This is a genomic window from Pseudomonas sp. AC229, assembly GCF_979254655.1.
The window spans coordinates 1-14,867 of record NZ_CEEDHK010000022.1 but is presented as its reverse complement, the minus strand read 5'-3'; the positions used below and the strand labels follow the sequence as shown (position 1 = coordinate 14,867).

Sequence of the window (14,867 nt, the reverse complement as noted above, 5' to 3'; positions counted from 1 at the left end):
CAAGGACGCCCGAGCGGCGAAACCGCGTCGGGCGTTAGGAGTTAACCGCTTATTGCGCGGCTTATGAGGTTATTGCTGCTGCACCCGCACAGGCGACACTTCCACATGCGCGTGCATTTGCTCCACCCCGCCGCCACGGCGCATGCCGCGTACCGGGCAAGCGTCGAGATAATCCAGGCCGACCGCCAACTTCAGATGACGCTCGGGTTTGGCCAGGCAATTGGTCACGTCGAAGCTGTACCACGCGCCATCCAGCCAGGCTTCGGCCCAGGCGTGGCTGGACAGGTGGTCGTCGCGATCGGTGAATAGATAACCCGACACATACCGCGCCGGAACGCCCAGGCTGCGGGCGCAGGCGATAAACGCATGGGCCTGGTCCTGGCACACCCCTTTGCCGCCAGCAAAGGCTTCGGCGGCGCTGGTTTGCACGTCGGTGACGTCTGGCTGGTAGCGGATGCGGGCGTTGAGGCCGTGCATCAAATCGATCATGCAGGAACGGTCGCGACGGCTGTTGCATTGCACCAGCGCGAACTCGCGCAAGGCCTGGTCGGCCTCGGTCAATCGGGTGGTGCGCAAAAATGGCAGCGGCGACTGCTCTTCGTGTTCGCACTCGCTCGACTCGTCGATTTCCACCTGGCCACGGGCGCCGAGCAGAATGCTTTCGTGGGGCTCGTCGAGGGTCAGCACGTGAAGAATATTGCCGTACGGATCGACCTGCGCGCGCACCGGGCGCGGCAGGTTCAGTTCCCAGCTGATCACCTGCTGACGCTCGCTGTCGTGCGGGGTCATGCGCAGGTATTGAATGCTGTTACGCACCTGATCTTCGTAGTGATAGGTGGTGTCATGGCTGATTGAGAGTCTCATGCGACCTCCAGGTAAGACGTTTGAATGGCCTGGCCTAGCTTGCGCACCAGCAGGATGAAATCGGTGAGCCAGCCGTGCAGGCCTTCGTCGAGCACTTCATTGATGCTGGTGTAGCGCAGGCGCGCTTCCAGCTCCGCGGCCAGACGCTGTGCCGGCCGACCGTTTTCACCGGGCAGGCTGGCGAGCATCAGGTGCAGTTCGTCCATGCACGAGCGCAAGGAACGCGGTACATCGGGGCGCAGCAACAGCAGCTCGGCCACCTTGCGGGTGCCGGGCGAGCCACGGTAGATCTCGGCAAATGCCTCGAAGGAGGACAGCGCCCGCAGCAAGGCGGTCCACTGGTAATAACTGCGCGCCGGGCGGCCATCGTTTTCGTCGATGTCTTCGCCGAGCATTTCGTAGCGGGCATCGAGCAGGCGCAGGGTGTTGTCCGCGCGCTCGATGAATGTACCCAGGCGAATAAAGCGGTACGGGTCGCCGCGCATGATGGTGCCGAAGGTGGCGCCCCGGAACAGGTGCGAACGTTCCTTGGCCCACTCGCAGAAACGGCTGATGCCGTAACGGCCCAGGCCCTGTTCAGCGATGCCACGAATCTCCAGCCAAGTGGCGTTGATGTTTTCCCACATGTCGGCGGTGATGCGACCGCGCACGGCATGGGCGTTGGTGCGCGCCGCTTGCAGGCAGCAGTAAATGCTGGCCGGGTTTTCCGAATCCAAGGCGAAGAAGTGCAACATGCGCTCGGCGTGCAACGGGCCGTGGCGTTCCAGGTACTCGTCCAGGGTGCCGGTGATCAGCAGCGGCAGTGCCAGTTCTTCCAGGCCGTTGCCACGACCGTCTTGCGGCATCAGCGACAGCGAGTAACTCACTTCCAACATGCGCGCCAGGTTCTCGGCACGCTCCAGGTAACGGGACATCCAGTACAGGTCAGAGGCAGTGCGGCTCAGCATAATTAGTCCTCCACCACCCAGGTGTCTTTGGTGCCACCGCCTTGCGACGAGTTCACCACCAGCGACCCTTCTCGCAACGCCACGCGGGTCAGGCCGCCTGGCACTACACGGGTGTCTTTGCCGGACAGCACGAAGGGGCGCAAATCGATATGGCGGGGGGCGATGCCGTTTTCGACAAAGGTCGGGCACGTTGAGAGGCACAGCGTCGGTTGCGCGATGTACGCCTCGGGGCGCGCGATCAACCGCGCGCGGAAGGTTTCGATTTCTGCCCTGCTGGCGGCCGGCCCGACCAACATGCCGTAGCCGCCGGAGCCTTGGGTTTCCTTGACCACCAAGTGTTCCAGATTGGTCAGCACGTGCTGCAACTCCACCGGCTTGCGGCACTGGAAGGTCGGCACGTTTTTCAGAATCGGTTCTTCGTCGAGGTAGAAGCGGATCATTTCGCCGACAAAGGGGTAAATCGATTTGTCATCCGCCACGCCCGTGCCGATGGCGTTAGCCAGCACCACATTGCCGCTGCGGTACGTCGACAGCAGACCCGGCACACCGAGCATGGAGTCGGGGTTGAATGCCAATGGGTCGAGGAAGGCGTCGTCCAGACGGCGGTAGATCACATCCACCTGCTTGGCGCCGGCGGTGGTGCGCATAAAGACTTTGTCGTCGCGCACGAACAAGTCGGCGCCTTCAACCAGCTCCACGCCCATTTCGCGGGCCAGAAACGCGTGTTCGAAGTACGCACTGTTAAAGCGCCCTGGCGTCAGCACCACCACGTTGGGGTTATCCAGCGGGCTGGAGCTCTTCAACGTGTCGAGAAGCAAATTGGGGTAGTGATCGATGGGCAGCACGCGCTGGGCGGCGAACAGCTCGGGGAACAGGCGCATCATCATTTTGCGGTCTTCGAGCATGTAGCTCACGCCGCTGGGGGTGCGCAGGTTGTCTTCGAGCACGTAGTACGTGCCGTCGCCGTCGCGCACCAAGTCGACGCCCGAGATATGCGCGTACAGATCGCGGTGCAGATTCAGCCCCTGCATCGCCAGTTGGTAACCCTCGTTGGCCAGCACCTGCTCGGCCGGAATGATGCCGGCCTTGATGATGCGTTGGTCGTGGTAAAGGTCGGCGAGAAACATATTCAATGCCTGCACCCGCTGGATGCAGCCGCGCTCGACAATGCGCCACTCACTGGCCGGAATGCTGCGCGGAATGATGTCGAAGGGAATAAGCCGCTCGGTGCCTTGGTCGTCGCCGTACAAGGTGAACGTGATGCCAGCGCGGTGAAACAGCAGATCAGCTTCGCGGCGGCGCTGCGCCAGCAACTCATCCGGGGTGTCGGCCAACCAGCGCGCGAACTCCCGGTAATGCGGACGGCATTCGCCGTTCGCCAAGTACATCTCGTCATAAAAGGTGCGGGTCATGCCGTACTCCTTGTCACCCGGACGTGCATAGGTATTGCAAAGCCCGAGCCATCCGTCTTATTCGTTAAGTATCAATGACTTGAAAATAAGACACTCACCCTGCGCACCAGAATCGCGCATTCCTTGACTCACCGTGCGTGGCCACGCCCCGTTGGGCGGCACCCGTGAAGATAGCCGCTTCGCTTGGGTGTTTCCCTATGACCAGCGTAGTCGGGGTTGATTGCAACTAAATATGGGGGGGCTCTGAAGATCGGCGCGGTCGACGGTTGGGAATCCAGGCTCAGTCACGTAATGGTGCTCGCCATGCAAGCCTGGATCCCGAATCGTCGGACCGCCGCCTTCGCGAGGATGACGGTGGTTTTGAGGGATGGCCGTGTGTCAACTGACGCATTGCAGGTGTACAGAAATTCCAAACTAAACCTCCGTCATTCCCGCGAAAGCGGGAATCCAGTATTTCGGAAGGATCGCCTTTCCCTGAACGACTCTGGATCCCCGCGTTCGCGAGGATGACGGAGGTTTTGAGGGATGGCCGTGTGTCAACTGACGCATTGCAGGTGTACAGAAATTCCAAACTAGACCTCCGTCATCCTCGCGAAAGCGGGGATCCAGTATTTCGGAAGAATCGCCTTTCCCTGAACGACTCTGGATCCCCGCGTTCGCGAGGATGACGGAGGTTTTTAGTGCTGGCGGTGTTCTTGATGACGATTCGCAGGAGTACAAAAATTCCAAACAAAACACCCGTCATCCTCGCGAAGGCGGCGGTCCGACGATTCGGGATCCAGTATTTCGGAGGAATCGCATTTCCCTAAACGAATGTGGATCCTCGCCCGCCCCACCTAACCAAACGCCAACCCCAACCACCGCCGATAAAACCCCTCCGCCACCGCATTCAGCGCCGCCACCTTCTGCGGCAAATCCTCAAGCATTTTGCGTTTCGACTGCTGACTCGGCTGGGTCTCATCCAACAGATGCTCAAAGTCGGTCAGCCACAGGCGCACCAGTTCTTCGGTCATTTCCGGGTGCCCTTGCAGGGCGAAAACCTTGTCGCCCCAGGCAAACGCCTGGTTGGGGCACCACGGGCTGGAAAGTAGTCGCTGGGCGCCAGGTGGCAGGTCGAAGGTGTCGCCATGCCATTGGTAGATCGGGAATTCGTCCGGAAGGTGTTCCAGCCACGGGCTGGGCTCGGTTTGGATGGCCTGCCACAGCGGCTGCCAGCCGATTTCCCGGTATGGCATGCGGTGCACTTGCGCGCCCAGCGCCCTGGCCAGCAGTTGGCCGCCGAGGCAATGACCGATCAGGGGAATGTCGCGGGCTATAAACCGTTGCAACGCTGCAATCTCTACGTTCAGCCACGGCAAGGGATCATTGACGCTCATGGGGCCGCCCATGATGGCCACGGCTTTGGGCCGCTCCAGGTCGTAACCGTCAAGCTCGTCAAGGTCGGCACGCAGCACGGAAAAATCCAGCTGACGCTCGTCGAGCACCCGCGCTAGGTAGCCCGGCGGGCAGTAGTCGACGTGGGTAAGAATCAGAATGTCGCTCATCGCTGAACCGCCTCTTTTTTCCACCTGATCAGGCAAACCTCGTGCCGAGGCAGAGTCAGCGTTTCAGAAAAGTGTCGCCGGGCACCGACCCGCTTGTGGCCGGCCGGTGCATTCGCGGTGTGGCGCCAGTTAGTGGCGGGTCAGACGCGCAACCCTTTGAGTTCCTGCGTAACACCCCAGCCGTCGAGTACGCCACCCAACGGGGCGACCATCGACTCCAAGTCATGTTCGAACGCACCAATGCCGTCATAGGTGGCGTACATGACTTTGCTGATCAACACGTGCCAGGCGCCGTCATCACGCTCGCTCACCTGGGCATTGAGTACTTCACTGCGGAATTTTTTCGCCACCATGCGGGCCCGCTCCTCGTCGGGAAAAATGGCGTAGAACTCGATTGGGTGGATGCGGGCAAAGTCGAAGCCGCCCTCTTTCATCCGGCGCAACACATTGCTGCTGATGTCGTTATGGCTTGCTGTGCTCATGATGCGACCCCCTCACATGCGATGGATGGTTTGACCGCTTTCCCATTGCTGCTGCCAGCTGACTGCGCTGACGTCGCGACAGATCCGAAAGACCCATCACCCGAGGCTTGTTGCATTTGCGTACTGCGGCGTAGAGCGTGTGCTAGCGGGCGCCCAGCAAGGACGCCCTCTTCCAGCGTAGTGCCTTTCCCGCATTTGTGCAGCGTGGGTTACGCACCTTTTTGCGCCGCCACAGCCGCAAAGCGCGTCTGGATAAAGCTGCCCACCCGCGCCATGGCCACGTCGGCGATGTCCAGCAAGCCGGCGTGAGCCTGAAATACATGCCAGCAGCCTGGATAGCGTTGCAGGTGAACATCCACGCCGGCTGCGCTCGCGCGCTCGGCAAGGCGCAGGCTGTCGTTGAGCAGCACTTCGTCTTCGCCGACCTGAATAAGCAGCGGCGGCAAACCGCTGAGATCGGCGTATACCGGCGACAGAAACGGGTCGCGACGGTCTACACCCGGCGGGCAAAACAGCGAACCGGCCTGGTGGATCCAGGCCAGGCTCAGCAATGGATCGCCCGCGGGCGGCTGGTGCAACTGGGTAAGGCTGGCGTCGGTCAGCGGCGAGAAACACACCAGCGCCGCCGGCATTGGCAGCCCGTTTTGCTTGATGCGCAAGGCCAGGCCGAGCGCCAGATTGCCGCCAGCCGAATCGCCACCAAGCATGATCTGCTCGCCGCCGTAGCCTTGAGCCAACAGCGCCTGATAGGCCGCCAGGCCATCGTCGAGCCCGGCGGGAAAGGGGTGCTCGGGCGCCAGGCGGTAGTCCAGCGCACACACTGCCAATTGGCCGCGCTTGGCCAAATGGCCGGTGATGGCGCGGTGGGTGGCGGGCGAACCGATCAGGTAAGCGCCGCCATGGAAATACAGCATTACCCGCTCGCTGTGCTCAGCCGGCCGCTGCCACTCGCATTGCAACCCGGCCAGCATTTCGGCGCTACGGCGAGTGCCACGGGGCGCGACGGTGGAAACGGTCAAGGCACGCAGAATCGCGCGCTGGGCGGCGATGGGCATCGGTGGGCGGATCAGCCCGCGAAACAGCGCCTTCAAACTGGTGCGCAACACAGCGGCCAACAGGCGCTGGCTCAAGCGCGGCGGTTCAACGAATGCAGTCATAGTTCGCAAGCTCCGGGCGACGGGTGTGATGGCGGTAGGTAAAGGTGAAACCGGGCCAGTTGTTGGTGTTTTTGCCGCTGGCGGTTTTGTACCAACTGTCGCAACCCTGCTGCCAAATGGAGCGGTCGATGGCCTTGTGCAGCGACTGGTTGAACTGAGCCTGCACCGTGGGCTTGAGGTCCATGTAGCGCAGTTGATGCTGCTGCAACTGTTGCAGGCAGCCGAGCACATAGCTGAACTGGCTTTCCAGCATGTAAATGATTGAGTTGTGGCCCAGGTTAGTGTTGGGGCCATAGAGGATGAACAGGTTGGGAAAGCCGCTCACGCTAATGCCCAGATAGGCCTCGGCGCCCTCCTTCCAGGCGGCGTTAAGGTCGCGACCGTTGAGCCCGGTGATGTGCATGGGCGCGAGGAAATCGGTGGCGGCGAAGCCGGTGCCGTAGATGATCGCGTCCACCTCGCGCTCGCGGCCGTCGGCGGTGCGTATGCCGGTGGCGGTCACCGCTTCGATCTGATCGCCCACCACCTCGACGTTGGCCCGCGCCAGGGCCGGAAAGTAGTCGTTGGAGATAAGGATGCGCTTGCAACCCATGGGGTAATCAGGTGACAGGCGCTGACGAAAAGCATGATCGGCAATGCTGCGGTTCAGATGCAGGCGAAAGCGCAGCTGCATGGGTTTCATCAGCTTGGGCACCACGGTAAACGCCAGCACCCGCGCCTCGTGCTGGATGTATTTGAGGCCGCGGTCGAGGGTTTGCAGCCACGGCAGGCGGCGCATTAGCGCGCTTTCCCAGGGCCGATAGGCGCGATCTGGCTTGTGCAGCACATACGCCGGCGAGCGCTGGAACACGTGAAGCTGCGTCACCTGCGGGGCAATTTGCGGAATGAATTGAATGGCGCTGGCGCCGGTGCCGATCACCGCTACGCGTTTGCCGCTAAGGTCGTAGTCCGCGTTCCAGCGGGCCGAGTGGAAGGTTTCGCCGGTGAACTGCTCCAACCCGGCGATACGCGGCAGCAACGGACGATTCAGTTGGCCGCACGCGCTCACCAGTGCCTGAGCGCTGAACGTCTCGCCATCGGTGCAAGTGACTTGCCATAAGCCGGCTTCGGCGTCGAACACGGCACTGGCCACCTCGCGGTTGAAGCGTATGTGCGGGCGAACCTGGTACTTGTCGGCGCAGTGCTGCTGGTAGGCGAAAATTTCCGTCTGCGGCGCAAACTTGCGCGTCCAGTCGGTTTTGGGCTCGAAAGAAAAGGAATACAGATGGGAAGGCACATCGCAGGCGGCGCCGGGGTAGCGGTTGTCCCGCCAGGTGCCGCCCAGGTCGCCGGCTTTTTCCAGCAAAACGAAATCGCCGATGCCGGCGCGCTTGAGGGTAATTGCCAAGCCGATGCCAGCGAAGCCGGCACCGATAATCAGCACGCGCAAGGGCGCGGCTGACGGGGACGTTTTAGTCATTGTTGTTATCCCGATGGTCGTCGGAGCTAAGACTAAAGCGTGCGCATGGGCAGAAACAACGGGTACGTCCGTACTAGCTCGAAACGCACCGGTTATTGGCGGACTAGGCGTCGATTGTCCGGCGAAATGGCGCCGAGGCTGCGGTACGGGTTGATGTCCAGGCCACCCCGACGCACATAGCGGGCGTAAACGGTCAGGCTTTCGGGCTGCAGCAGGCGTTGCAGATCAAGAAAAATGCGCTCCACGCACTGCTCGTGGAAGTCGGCGTGCTGGCGAAAGCTCACCAGATACGCCAGCAGACTGGCCGCATCCAGCGCCGGCCCACGGTAGCTGACCACCACAGTGCCCCAGTCCGGCTGGCCGGTAACCGGGCAGTTGGACTTGAGCAAATGGCTATGCAGGCTCTCCTCCACCACGCGGCCGGTATCGCAACGCAGCAGCTCGGGCTGCGGCTGGGCGTAGTTGCTGATGGTCACATCCAGCTCATCAATGCAGCGCCCGGGCAACGCCGTCACGCCCTCGGCCTCGACCTCGGCCAGACTGCGCACCCGCACGCCGACCGGCTTGCCGGCGGCGGCGCCGAGGTCTTTTTCCAGCACCGCCTGCAACTCGCCCGCCGTGGCAAATACGCTCTGGTTCAGGGAGTTGAGATACAGCTTGAAGGACTTGGATTCGATGATATTGGGCGAGTCGGCAGGAATCGCAAACTCACCAATCGCCACCACCGGCTTGCCCGAGGGCAGCAGCCACGACAGCTCGAAGCAATTCCAGAAATCGACGCCCTGATACGGCAGGGTTTCAGCCGTAAGGCCCAACTCGGCCCATTTTGGCGCGCGGGGAATGGGGTACAGCAGCGACGGCGTGTAGGTAGCGATGTATTCGCTGGCCTTGCCTAACGGAGAGTGTTCGACGGCGGGATGCATGGCGGCGACCTGAGGGTAAAAAAAACGCGGCAATTGTATACAAATTGCCGCGTCTTGGGACGTACGTTGGGGTAGACAGGCGATTACTGGCGCATGCCTCGCCCACTCTTCAGCAACTGCACACAGGCGATGTAAAGCACCGTAGTCGCCACGACCATAAAGCCGATGGCAATGCTGATGCGAATATCCGACACGCCCAAGATTCCGTAACGGAAGGCGTTAACCATGTGCAGCACCGGGTTGGCCAGCGACACGGTTTGCCAGAACGGCGGCAGCAGGCTGATCGAGTAAAACACCCCGCCCAGGTACGTCAGCGGCGTCAGCACGAAGGTCGGAATAATCGAGATGTCGTCAAAGTTGCGCGCAAACACGGCGTTGATAAACCCGCACAGCGAAAACACCGTGGCGGTCAGCAGCACCACCAGCACGGTAATGCCTAGGTGGTGCACTTGCAGCTTGGTGAAGAACAGCGACAGGATGGTGACGATCACGCCCACTGCCAGACCGCGCAGCACGCCGCCGATGACGTAGCCGATAAGGATGGTGTGCGGCGACACCGGCGCCACCATCAGCTCTTCTACCGAGCGCTGGAATTTGCTGCCGAAGAAGCTCGACACCACGTTGCCGTATGCGTTGGTGATCACCGACATCATGATCAGGCCGGGCACGATGTACTGCATGTAGGTGAAGCCGCCCATGTCGCCGATCTGCCGGCCGATCAGGTTGCCGAAGATGACGAAGTACAAAACCATGGTGATCGCTGGCGGCAGCAGCGTTTGCGGCCAGATCCGCATGAAGCGGCGAACTTCGCGGTAAACGATGGTGTTCAAGGCAACCCAGTTGGCTTGCAGCTCGCTGTTCAGATAATCGTGTTTCATACCGCCACCTTCGCCAGGTTTTTTTCCACCAAGGACACGAACAGCTCCTCCAGGCGATTGGTTTTGTTGCGCATGCTCAGCACCTGAATGTTCTGCGCGGCCAGTTGGCGGAACAGCTCGCTGATGCCCAGGCTTTTTTCCACTTGTACTTGCAGCGTGTGGTCGTCGATCAACTGCGCGGGATAACCGGGCAAGTTGGGCAGCACGGTGAGCGAGTCTTTCAGGTCAAGCAGGAAGGTTTCCACGTGCAGCTTTTTCAGCAGGCTGCGCATGCTGGTGTTTTCGACGATGCGGCCGTGGTCGATGATGCCGATGTTGCGGCACAGCTGTTCGGCTTCTTCGAGGTAGTGAGTGGTGAGAATAATGCTGATGCCCTGCTCGTTCAGCTCGGTGAGGAAGGTCCACATCGAGCGGCGCAATTCGATGTCCACGCCAGCGGTGGGTTCATCGAGGATCAGCAAGCGCGGTTGGTGAATCAGCGCGCGGGCGATCATTAGTCGACGTTTCATGCCGCCGGATAATTCACGCGAGGCCGAGTTGCGTTTGTCCCACAGGCCGAGTTGGGTGAGGTATTGCTCGGCGCGCTCTTTGGCGATGCGCTGGGGAATGCCGTAGTAGCCGGCCTGGGTCACGACGATGTCGAAGACTTTTTCGAACTGGTTGAAGTTGAATTCTTGCGGCACCACGCCCAGGCAACGCTTGAGCTGCGACGGCTCGCGGTCCAGGTCATGGCCGAACACGTTGACCGTGCCGCTGGATTTGGTCACCAGGGTCGAAAGAATGCCGATGGTGGTCGATTTACCGGCGCCGTTGGGGCCGAGCAAGGCGAAGAAGTCGCCTTCGGCTACATCCAGATCGATGCCGTGCAGCGCTTGAAAGCCGTTGCCGTACGTCTTGGTCAGGCCACGGATAGACAGGGCAGAACTCATAGGAAATACACACTTGTATAAGAAAAATTGGAGCGGGAAGCGCGGCCGCCGCGCTCTCAGGCGTTACGGCGGGCTGCGCAGTTTAGCGTCACCGCAGTAGACGGCTAAGCGGTTCCCAGGTTGTTTTTTTATCGGTCAGGTCAGCGCCGTCATCACCGCTGTCTGGTACGCGGGCCGCTGTTTCAGGCGCTCGTACCACGCCTGCAGATGGGGCAGATCGGGGCGTTGAATAGGCATTTCAAACCAGGCGTAGATGCCGGCGCCGAGCGGGATGTCGCCCATGCCGAACTGCTCACCGGATAAATAGGGCTGGCTGGCCAAGGCCTCATTCGGCATTGCCAGCAGTTCACCGCAGCGCTGCAAGGCGGCAGCGATACGCGCTTCGTCGCGCTGCTCGGGCGGGGTGCGCACCGTACCCCAGAACAGATCGCGGAACGCACCGGCGAACACTGAGGTGGACCAGTCCATCCACTTGTCGCCAATGGCGCGCTGGGCTGGGTCTTGCGCATACAACACACCGTCGCCGTATTGCGCCGCCAGGTAACGAACGATGGCGTTGGACTCCCACAGCACCAGGTCGCCGTCTTCGATCACCGGCACCAGACCATTGGGGTTCATGGCGCGGTAGTGCGGTTCGTTCACCACACCGAAAGCGCCACCTGCATCGCGTCGTTCGTAGGGCACCCCTACTTCTTCGGCGGCCCACAACGCTTTGCGCACGTTGCCGGAATTCTTGCGTCCCCAGATCGTCAGCATCGGTTTGTTACCTTCTATTTCGCTTTTTTGGCTCAGGCATCCTACCTGCCTGAGCCAAAGAAAACAGACTTGGAAATTGATGTTAGCTATCGAGGCGCTTCATGGTTCCGAGGTTTCGGCCCGGCTCGTCAGTTGCACCCGCTTAGCAGCAGTAAAGACTGACTGCACAGTCACGCCAATCGAGGCACGCGGGACGATTATCCAGTGCGAACTGAACAACGCGAGGGTGGTCACTATCACTGAAGCGGCCGGGGCAAGGTGTTCACTCACCTGGGTTCCTGGGGGTGCCGAGTTCAATTCGATGACGCCAAGCCTGGCTTGGCGCCCTTCTCGCCAGTCCCTCTCTCGCCACACCTACTAAGCTCGACACGGTCGGCATTCAGCCGGTCCGTTCCAAGGAGGACGTTGCATGCTTGCTGTCTGGTTAGTTGTTCTGGTGCTGGGCGTGGCCTTTCTGGCCCACCGTCGCCTCTCGCCGTTGCCTGCCATTGGCATCGTCGCCGTCTACCTGGTGCTCATGGGCATTTATGGCCATGCACCGACCTGGCTGATGGCCATTCTCTGGCTGACGCTGATCGCCATCACCGTGCCGTTGGTACTGCCAGACCTGCGCCGCAAGCTGTTCACCGCGCCGCTGTTCGCCTGGTTCCAGAAAACCTTGCCGCCGATGTCGGAAACCGAGAAAGACGCCATCGAAGCCGGCACCGTCTGGTGGGACGGCGAGCTGTTCAGCGGTCGCCCGGATTGGAACACCCTGCTCGCCTACCCCAAGGCGACGCTTACGGACGAGGAACAAGCGTTTCTCGACGGCCCAACCGAAGAACTGTGCGCGATGGTCACTGACTGGGACATCGGCCAGCACATGGATTTGCCCGAAGCCGCGTGGCAACACATTAAAGAGCACGGCTTCTTTGCCCTGATCATTCCCAAGGAGTACGGCGGTAAAGGCTTCTCGGCCTATGCCCACTCGCAAGTGGCGATGAAACTGGCGACCCGCAGCGGCGACCTGGCCTCCACCGTGATGGTGCCCAACTCCCTCGGCCCGGCTGAATTGCTGCTGCACTACGGCACCGACGAACAGCGCCAGCATTACCTGCCGCGCCTGGCCCGTGGCGACGACATTCCGTGCTTCGCCCTCACCGGCCCGCTGGCCGGCTCCGATGCCGGGGCAATGCCTGACGTCGGCATCATTTGCAAAGGCCAGTGGAACGGCGAGGAAGTGATTGGCCTGCGTCTGACGTGGGAAAAACGCTATATCACCCTCGGCCCTGTGGCGACGCTGCTCGGTCTGGCGTTCAAGGCCTACGACCCGGAACACTTGCTCGGCGACGAAGAAGACCTGGGCATCAGCCTGGCGCTGATTCCGACTGACACCCCCGGGGTGGAAATCGGCCGTCGCCACTTGCCGCTGGGCGCCGCGTTTATGAATGGTCCCAACTCGGGTAAAGACGTTTTCGTGCCGCTGGACTACCTCATCGGCGGTCAGCCGATGTTGGGCAAAGGCTGGATGATGCTGATGAACTGCCTGTCGGTCGGCCGTTCGATTTCGCTGCCCGCGGTGGGCACCGGTGCGGCCAAATACACCAGTCTGGTCACCGGCCAGTACACCCAGGTGCGTGAGCAATTCAACGTGCCGCTGGCGGCTTTCGAAGGTATTCAGGAAGCGCTGGCGCGGATCGGCGGCAACGCCTGGATGATGGACGCCGCGCGCATTCTTACGGCCAACGCGGTCGATCTGGGCGAAAAACCCTCGGTGCTTTCGGCGATTCTCAAGTACCACCTCACCGAGCGCGGCCGCGAGTGCATCAGCCACGCGATGGACGTGCACGGCGGCAAGGGCATCATCATGGGCCCAAACAACTACTTGGGCCGTTCGTGGCAAGGCGCACCGATTTTCATCACCGTGGAAGGCGCGAACATTCTCTCGCGCAACTTGATGATCTTCGGCCAGGGCGCTATTCGCTGCCATCCGTACGTGCTTAAAGAAATGGCCTTGGCCGGTCGCGAAGACCGCGACCGTGCGCTGGTGGAATTCGATGAACTGCTGATGCAGCACATTGGTTTCGCCATCAGCAACGCCGCCAACAGCCTGATTCTGAGCCTGACCTTCGGCAAAATCGGGCGGGTGCCGGGCGACAGTTTCAGCCAGCCCTACTTCCGCGCACTGAACCGCCTGGCGGCTGGTTTCGCCATGTTGGCGGACTTCAGCATGATGCTGCTCGGTGGCGAGCTGAAACGCCGCGAACGCTTGTCGGCACGCCTAGGCGATGTGCTCAGCAACCTGTACCTGGCCTCGGCGGCGCTCAAGCGTTACCACGACCTCGATTACCCGGAGCACTTGCGTGCGTCGGTGAGCTGGGCGATGGAAGAAAGCCTGGGCAACGCCGAACAGGCGCTGGCCGACTTGCTGGAAAACTTCCCCAACCGCTTCTTTGGCTGCGCGCTGAGCTTGCTGGTGTTTCCGTTCGGCCGTCGCCACAAGGGTCCATCGGATGCGCTGGATGCCGAGATTGCTGGCATTCTCACCCGCCCTGCCGGCGACCCGGCGCTGGAAGCCGTGCTGGCCGGCTGCTTCCGCCCAACCGACCCGACCGATGCCGTGGGCGCGCTGCAACATGCAGTGAACCTGCTTGGCGCCAGCCATGGGCTGCATAAAAAGCTGCATGTGGCAGTGAAAGAAGGTCGTCTCACGCCGCAGCCAGGCGAAAGCCTGATCGACGCGGCATTGGCGGCCGGGGTGCTGCAAGCCGACGAAGCGCAGAACTTGCGTGATGCGGAAGCGGCGCGGCGCCGGGTGATCGACGTCGACGATTACGCCAAAGAAGAACTGACGCTGGGCGAAGGCAAGATCCGCTAACGTCCACGCCAGGCGGCAACACGACAACGGGCGCGAAGGCTTCTATACTTCGCGCCCGTTTTTGTTCCTGAGGAGTCGCCCATGTCCAGCCCCTATCTCGACCATCACTTGGCGCTGCTGACCCACCTGCGCGGCATTCTGGTTGCGCTGGGCGAAGCCGAACAGGTTCCGGAAGAAAGCCACGCGCTGTTTCTGGAACGCTTCGACGAATTGCTCACCCTGCTGCCGCAGGAGCCTGAGCAAAGCCTTTATTTGGGCCAGGACTTGATGTGCCAGGTCATCCACCGCTACCCGCAAATCGCCCATCTGGTGCCGCGCGACTTGCTGTGGTTCTTCGGTGGCGACTGCCTGCACTTTATGCCGGACGAAGAAATCACCCTGTTCCAGGCGCTCGATGAGCGTCGCTACGAAGCGGAACAGAACGACGAGCCGTTCGACTGGGAGCGTGAGAAGCAATTTTTGGCGATTCCCCGCGAAGGCAGCACGCACTGAGGCAAACGCTCCCACAGAAAACCGACTGGGCTTTTCGGCCACAAATCGCGCACAAACAAAAACGCCACTCAATGAGCGGCGTTTTTGTGTATTTGGAGCGGGAAACGAGACTCGAACTCGCGACCCCGACCTTGGCAAGGTCGTGCTCTACCAACTGAGCTATTCCC

Annotated in this window: 13 protein-coding genes; 2 read left to right on the top strand and 11 right to left on the bottom strand. The window is 61.2% G+C overall.

Features of this window, described 5'->3' with window-relative positions:
- Nucleotides 1–69: 69 nt before the first annotated feature.
- The 11 genes from AC0IW7_RS23550 to AC0IW7_RS23500 all read right to left on the bottom strand — a co-directional run bounded on the left by AC0IW7_RS23550 (nucleotide 70) and on the right by AC0IW7_RS23500 (nucleotide 11,351).
- Nucleotides 70–864, bottom strand: a complete 795-nt coding sequence (locus AC0IW7_RS23550) for a transglutaminase family protein (RefSeq protein ID WP_471821186.1) — start codon at nucleotides 862–864, stop codon at nucleotides 70–72.
- Entirely contained in the window at nucleotides 861–1,811 is a 951-nt protein-coding gene (locus AC0IW7_RS23545; protein ID WP_122497968.1) for an alpha-E domain-containing protein, read from the bottom strand. The genes AC0IW7_RS23550 and AC0IW7_RS23545 overlap by 4 nt, the downstream gene beginning before the upstream one ends.
- A gap of 2 nt (nucleotides 1,812–1,813) precedes the next feature.
- Nucleotides 1,814–3,223: a circularly permuted type 2 ATP-grasp protein gene (locus AC0IW7_RS23540; RefSeq protein ID WP_471821184.1), complete on the bottom strand. Its 1,410-nt coding sequence runs from the start codon at nucleotides 3,221–3,223 to the stop codon at nucleotides 1,814–1,816.
- A gap of 836 nt (nucleotides 3,224–4,059) precedes the next feature.
- Complete coding sequence (locus AC0IW7_RS23535) at nucleotides 4,060–4,767, bottom strand: type 1 glutamine amidotransferase (RefSeq protein ID WP_471821182.1); 708 nt, start codon at nucleotides 4,765–4,767, stop codon at nucleotides 4,060–4,062.
- 140 nt (nucleotides 4,768–4,907) lie between these two features.
- Nucleotides 4,908–5,249: a ribonuclease E inhibitor RraB gene (locus AC0IW7_RS23530; protein ID WP_122453269.1), complete on the bottom strand. Its 342-nt coding sequence runs from the start codon at nucleotides 5,247–5,249 to the stop codon at nucleotides 4,908–4,910.
- A gap of 209 nt (nucleotides 5,250–5,458) precedes the next feature.
- Nucleotides 5,459–6,406 (bottom strand): alpha/beta hydrolase, encoded by a 948-nt coding sequence (locus AC0IW7_RS23525; RefSeq protein ID WP_471821180.1) that lies wholly within the window; start codon nucleotides 6,404–6,406, stop codon nucleotides 5,459–5,461.
- Nucleotides 6,390–7,865 carry a flavin-containing monooxygenase gene (locus tag AC0IW7_RS23520; RefSeq protein WP_471821178.1) on the bottom strand — a complete coding sequence of 492 codons (1,476 nt, stop codon included), beginning with the start codon at nucleotides 7,863–7,865 and terminating at the stop codon, nucleotides 6,390–6,392. The genes AC0IW7_RS23525 and AC0IW7_RS23520 overlap by 17 nt, the downstream gene beginning before the upstream one ends.
- Nucleotides 7,866–7,957: 92 nt before the next feature.
- Complete coding sequence (queF, locus tag AC0IW7_RS23515; protein WP_471821176.1) at nucleotides 7,958–8,788, bottom strand: NADPH-dependent 7-cyano-7-deazaguanine reductase QueF; 831 nt, start codon at nucleotides 8,786–8,788, stop codon at nucleotides 7,958–7,960.
- An 83-nt stretch (nucleotides 8,789–8,871) separates the two neighbouring features.
- Nucleotides 8,872–9,651, bottom strand: a complete 780-nt coding sequence (locus AC0IW7_RS23510; RefSeq protein ID WP_471821228.1) for an ABC transporter permease — start codon at nucleotides 9,649–9,651, stop codon at nucleotides 8,872–8,874.
- An 11-nt stretch (nucleotides 9,652–9,662) separates the two neighbouring features.
- Nucleotides 9,663–10,595: an ABC transporter ATP-binding protein gene (locus AC0IW7_RS23505; protein WP_471821174.1), complete on the bottom strand. Its 933-nt coding sequence runs from the start codon at nucleotides 10,593–10,595 to the stop codon at nucleotides 9,663–9,665.
- Nucleotides 10,596–10,730: 135 nt separating this feature from the next.
- Nucleotides 10,731–11,351, bottom strand: coding sequence for a glutathione S-transferase family protein (locus AC0IW7_RS23500; RefSeq protein ID WP_471821173.1), 621 nt, complete (start codon nucleotides 11,349–11,351; stop codon nucleotides 10,731–10,733).
- Between the two features lie 409 nt (nucleotides 11,352–11,760).
- Between AC0IW7_RS23500 and AC0IW7_RS23495 the strand changes: the two genes are divergently transcribed.
- Nucleotides 11,761–14,208, top strand: coding sequence for an acyl-CoA dehydrogenase (locus AC0IW7_RS23495; RefSeq protein WP_471821171.1), 2,448 nt, complete (start codon nucleotides 11,761–11,763; stop codon nucleotides 14,206–14,208).
- Nucleotides 14,209–14,289: 81 nt separating this feature from the next.
- Complete coding sequence (locus tag AC0IW7_RS23490; protein ID WP_122453276.1) at nucleotides 14,290–14,700, top strand: PA2817 family protein; 411 nt, start codon at nucleotides 14,290–14,292, stop codon at nucleotides 14,698–14,700.
- The last annotated feature ends 167 nt before the right edge of the window (nucleotides 14,701–14,867 follow it).

Bases quoted from the DNA above. Each gene is read 5' to 3' on its own strand.
- AC0IW7_RS23550 (WP_471821186.1), bottom strand. From the start codon at position 864: ATGAGACTCTCAATCAGCCATGACACCACCTATCACTACGAAGATCAG.
- AC0IW7_RS23545 (WP_122497968.1), bottom strand. From the start codon at position 1,811: ATGCTGAGCCGCACTGCCTCTGACCTGTACTGGATGTCCCGTTACCTG.
- AC0IW7_RS23540 (WP_471821184.1), bottom strand. From the start codon at position 3,223: ATGACCCGCACCTTTTATGACGAGATGTACTTGGCGAACGGCGAATGC.
- AC0IW7_RS23535 (WP_471821182.1), bottom strand. From the start codon at position 4,767: ATGAGCGACATTCTGATTCTTACCCACGTCGACTACTGCCCGCCGGGC.
- AC0IW7_RS23530 (WP_122453269.1), bottom strand. From the start codon at position 5,249: ATGAGCACAGCAAGCCATAACGACATCAGCAGCAATGTGTTGCGCCGG.
- AC0IW7_RS23525 (WP_471821180.1), bottom strand. From the start codon at position 6,406: ATGACTGCATTCGTTGAACCGCCGCGCTTGAGCCAGCGCCTGTTGGCC.
- AC0IW7_RS23520 (WP_471821178.1), bottom strand. From the start codon at position 7,865: ATGACTAAAACGTCCCCGTCAGCCGCGCCCTTGCGCGTGCTGATTATC.
- queF (WP_471821176.1), bottom strand. From the start codon at position 8,788: ATGCATCCCGCCGTCGAACACTCTCCGTTAGGCAAGGCCAGCGAATAC.
- AC0IW7_RS23505 (WP_471821174.1), bottom strand. From the start codon at position 10,595: ATGAGTTCTGCCCTGTCTATCCGTGGCCTGACCAAGACGTACGGCAAC.
- AC0IW7_RS23500 (WP_471821173.1), bottom strand. From the start codon at position 11,351: ATGCTGACGATCTGGGGACGCAAGAATTCCGGCAACGTGCGCAAAGCG.
- AC0IW7_RS23495 (WP_471821171.1), top strand. From the start codon at position 11,761: ATGCTTGCTGTCTGGTTAGTTGTTCTGGTGCTGGGCGTGGCCTTTCTG.
- AC0IW7_RS23490 (WP_122453276.1), top strand. From the start codon at position 14,290: ATGTCCAGCCCCTATCTCGACCATCACTTGGCGCTGCTGACCCACCTG.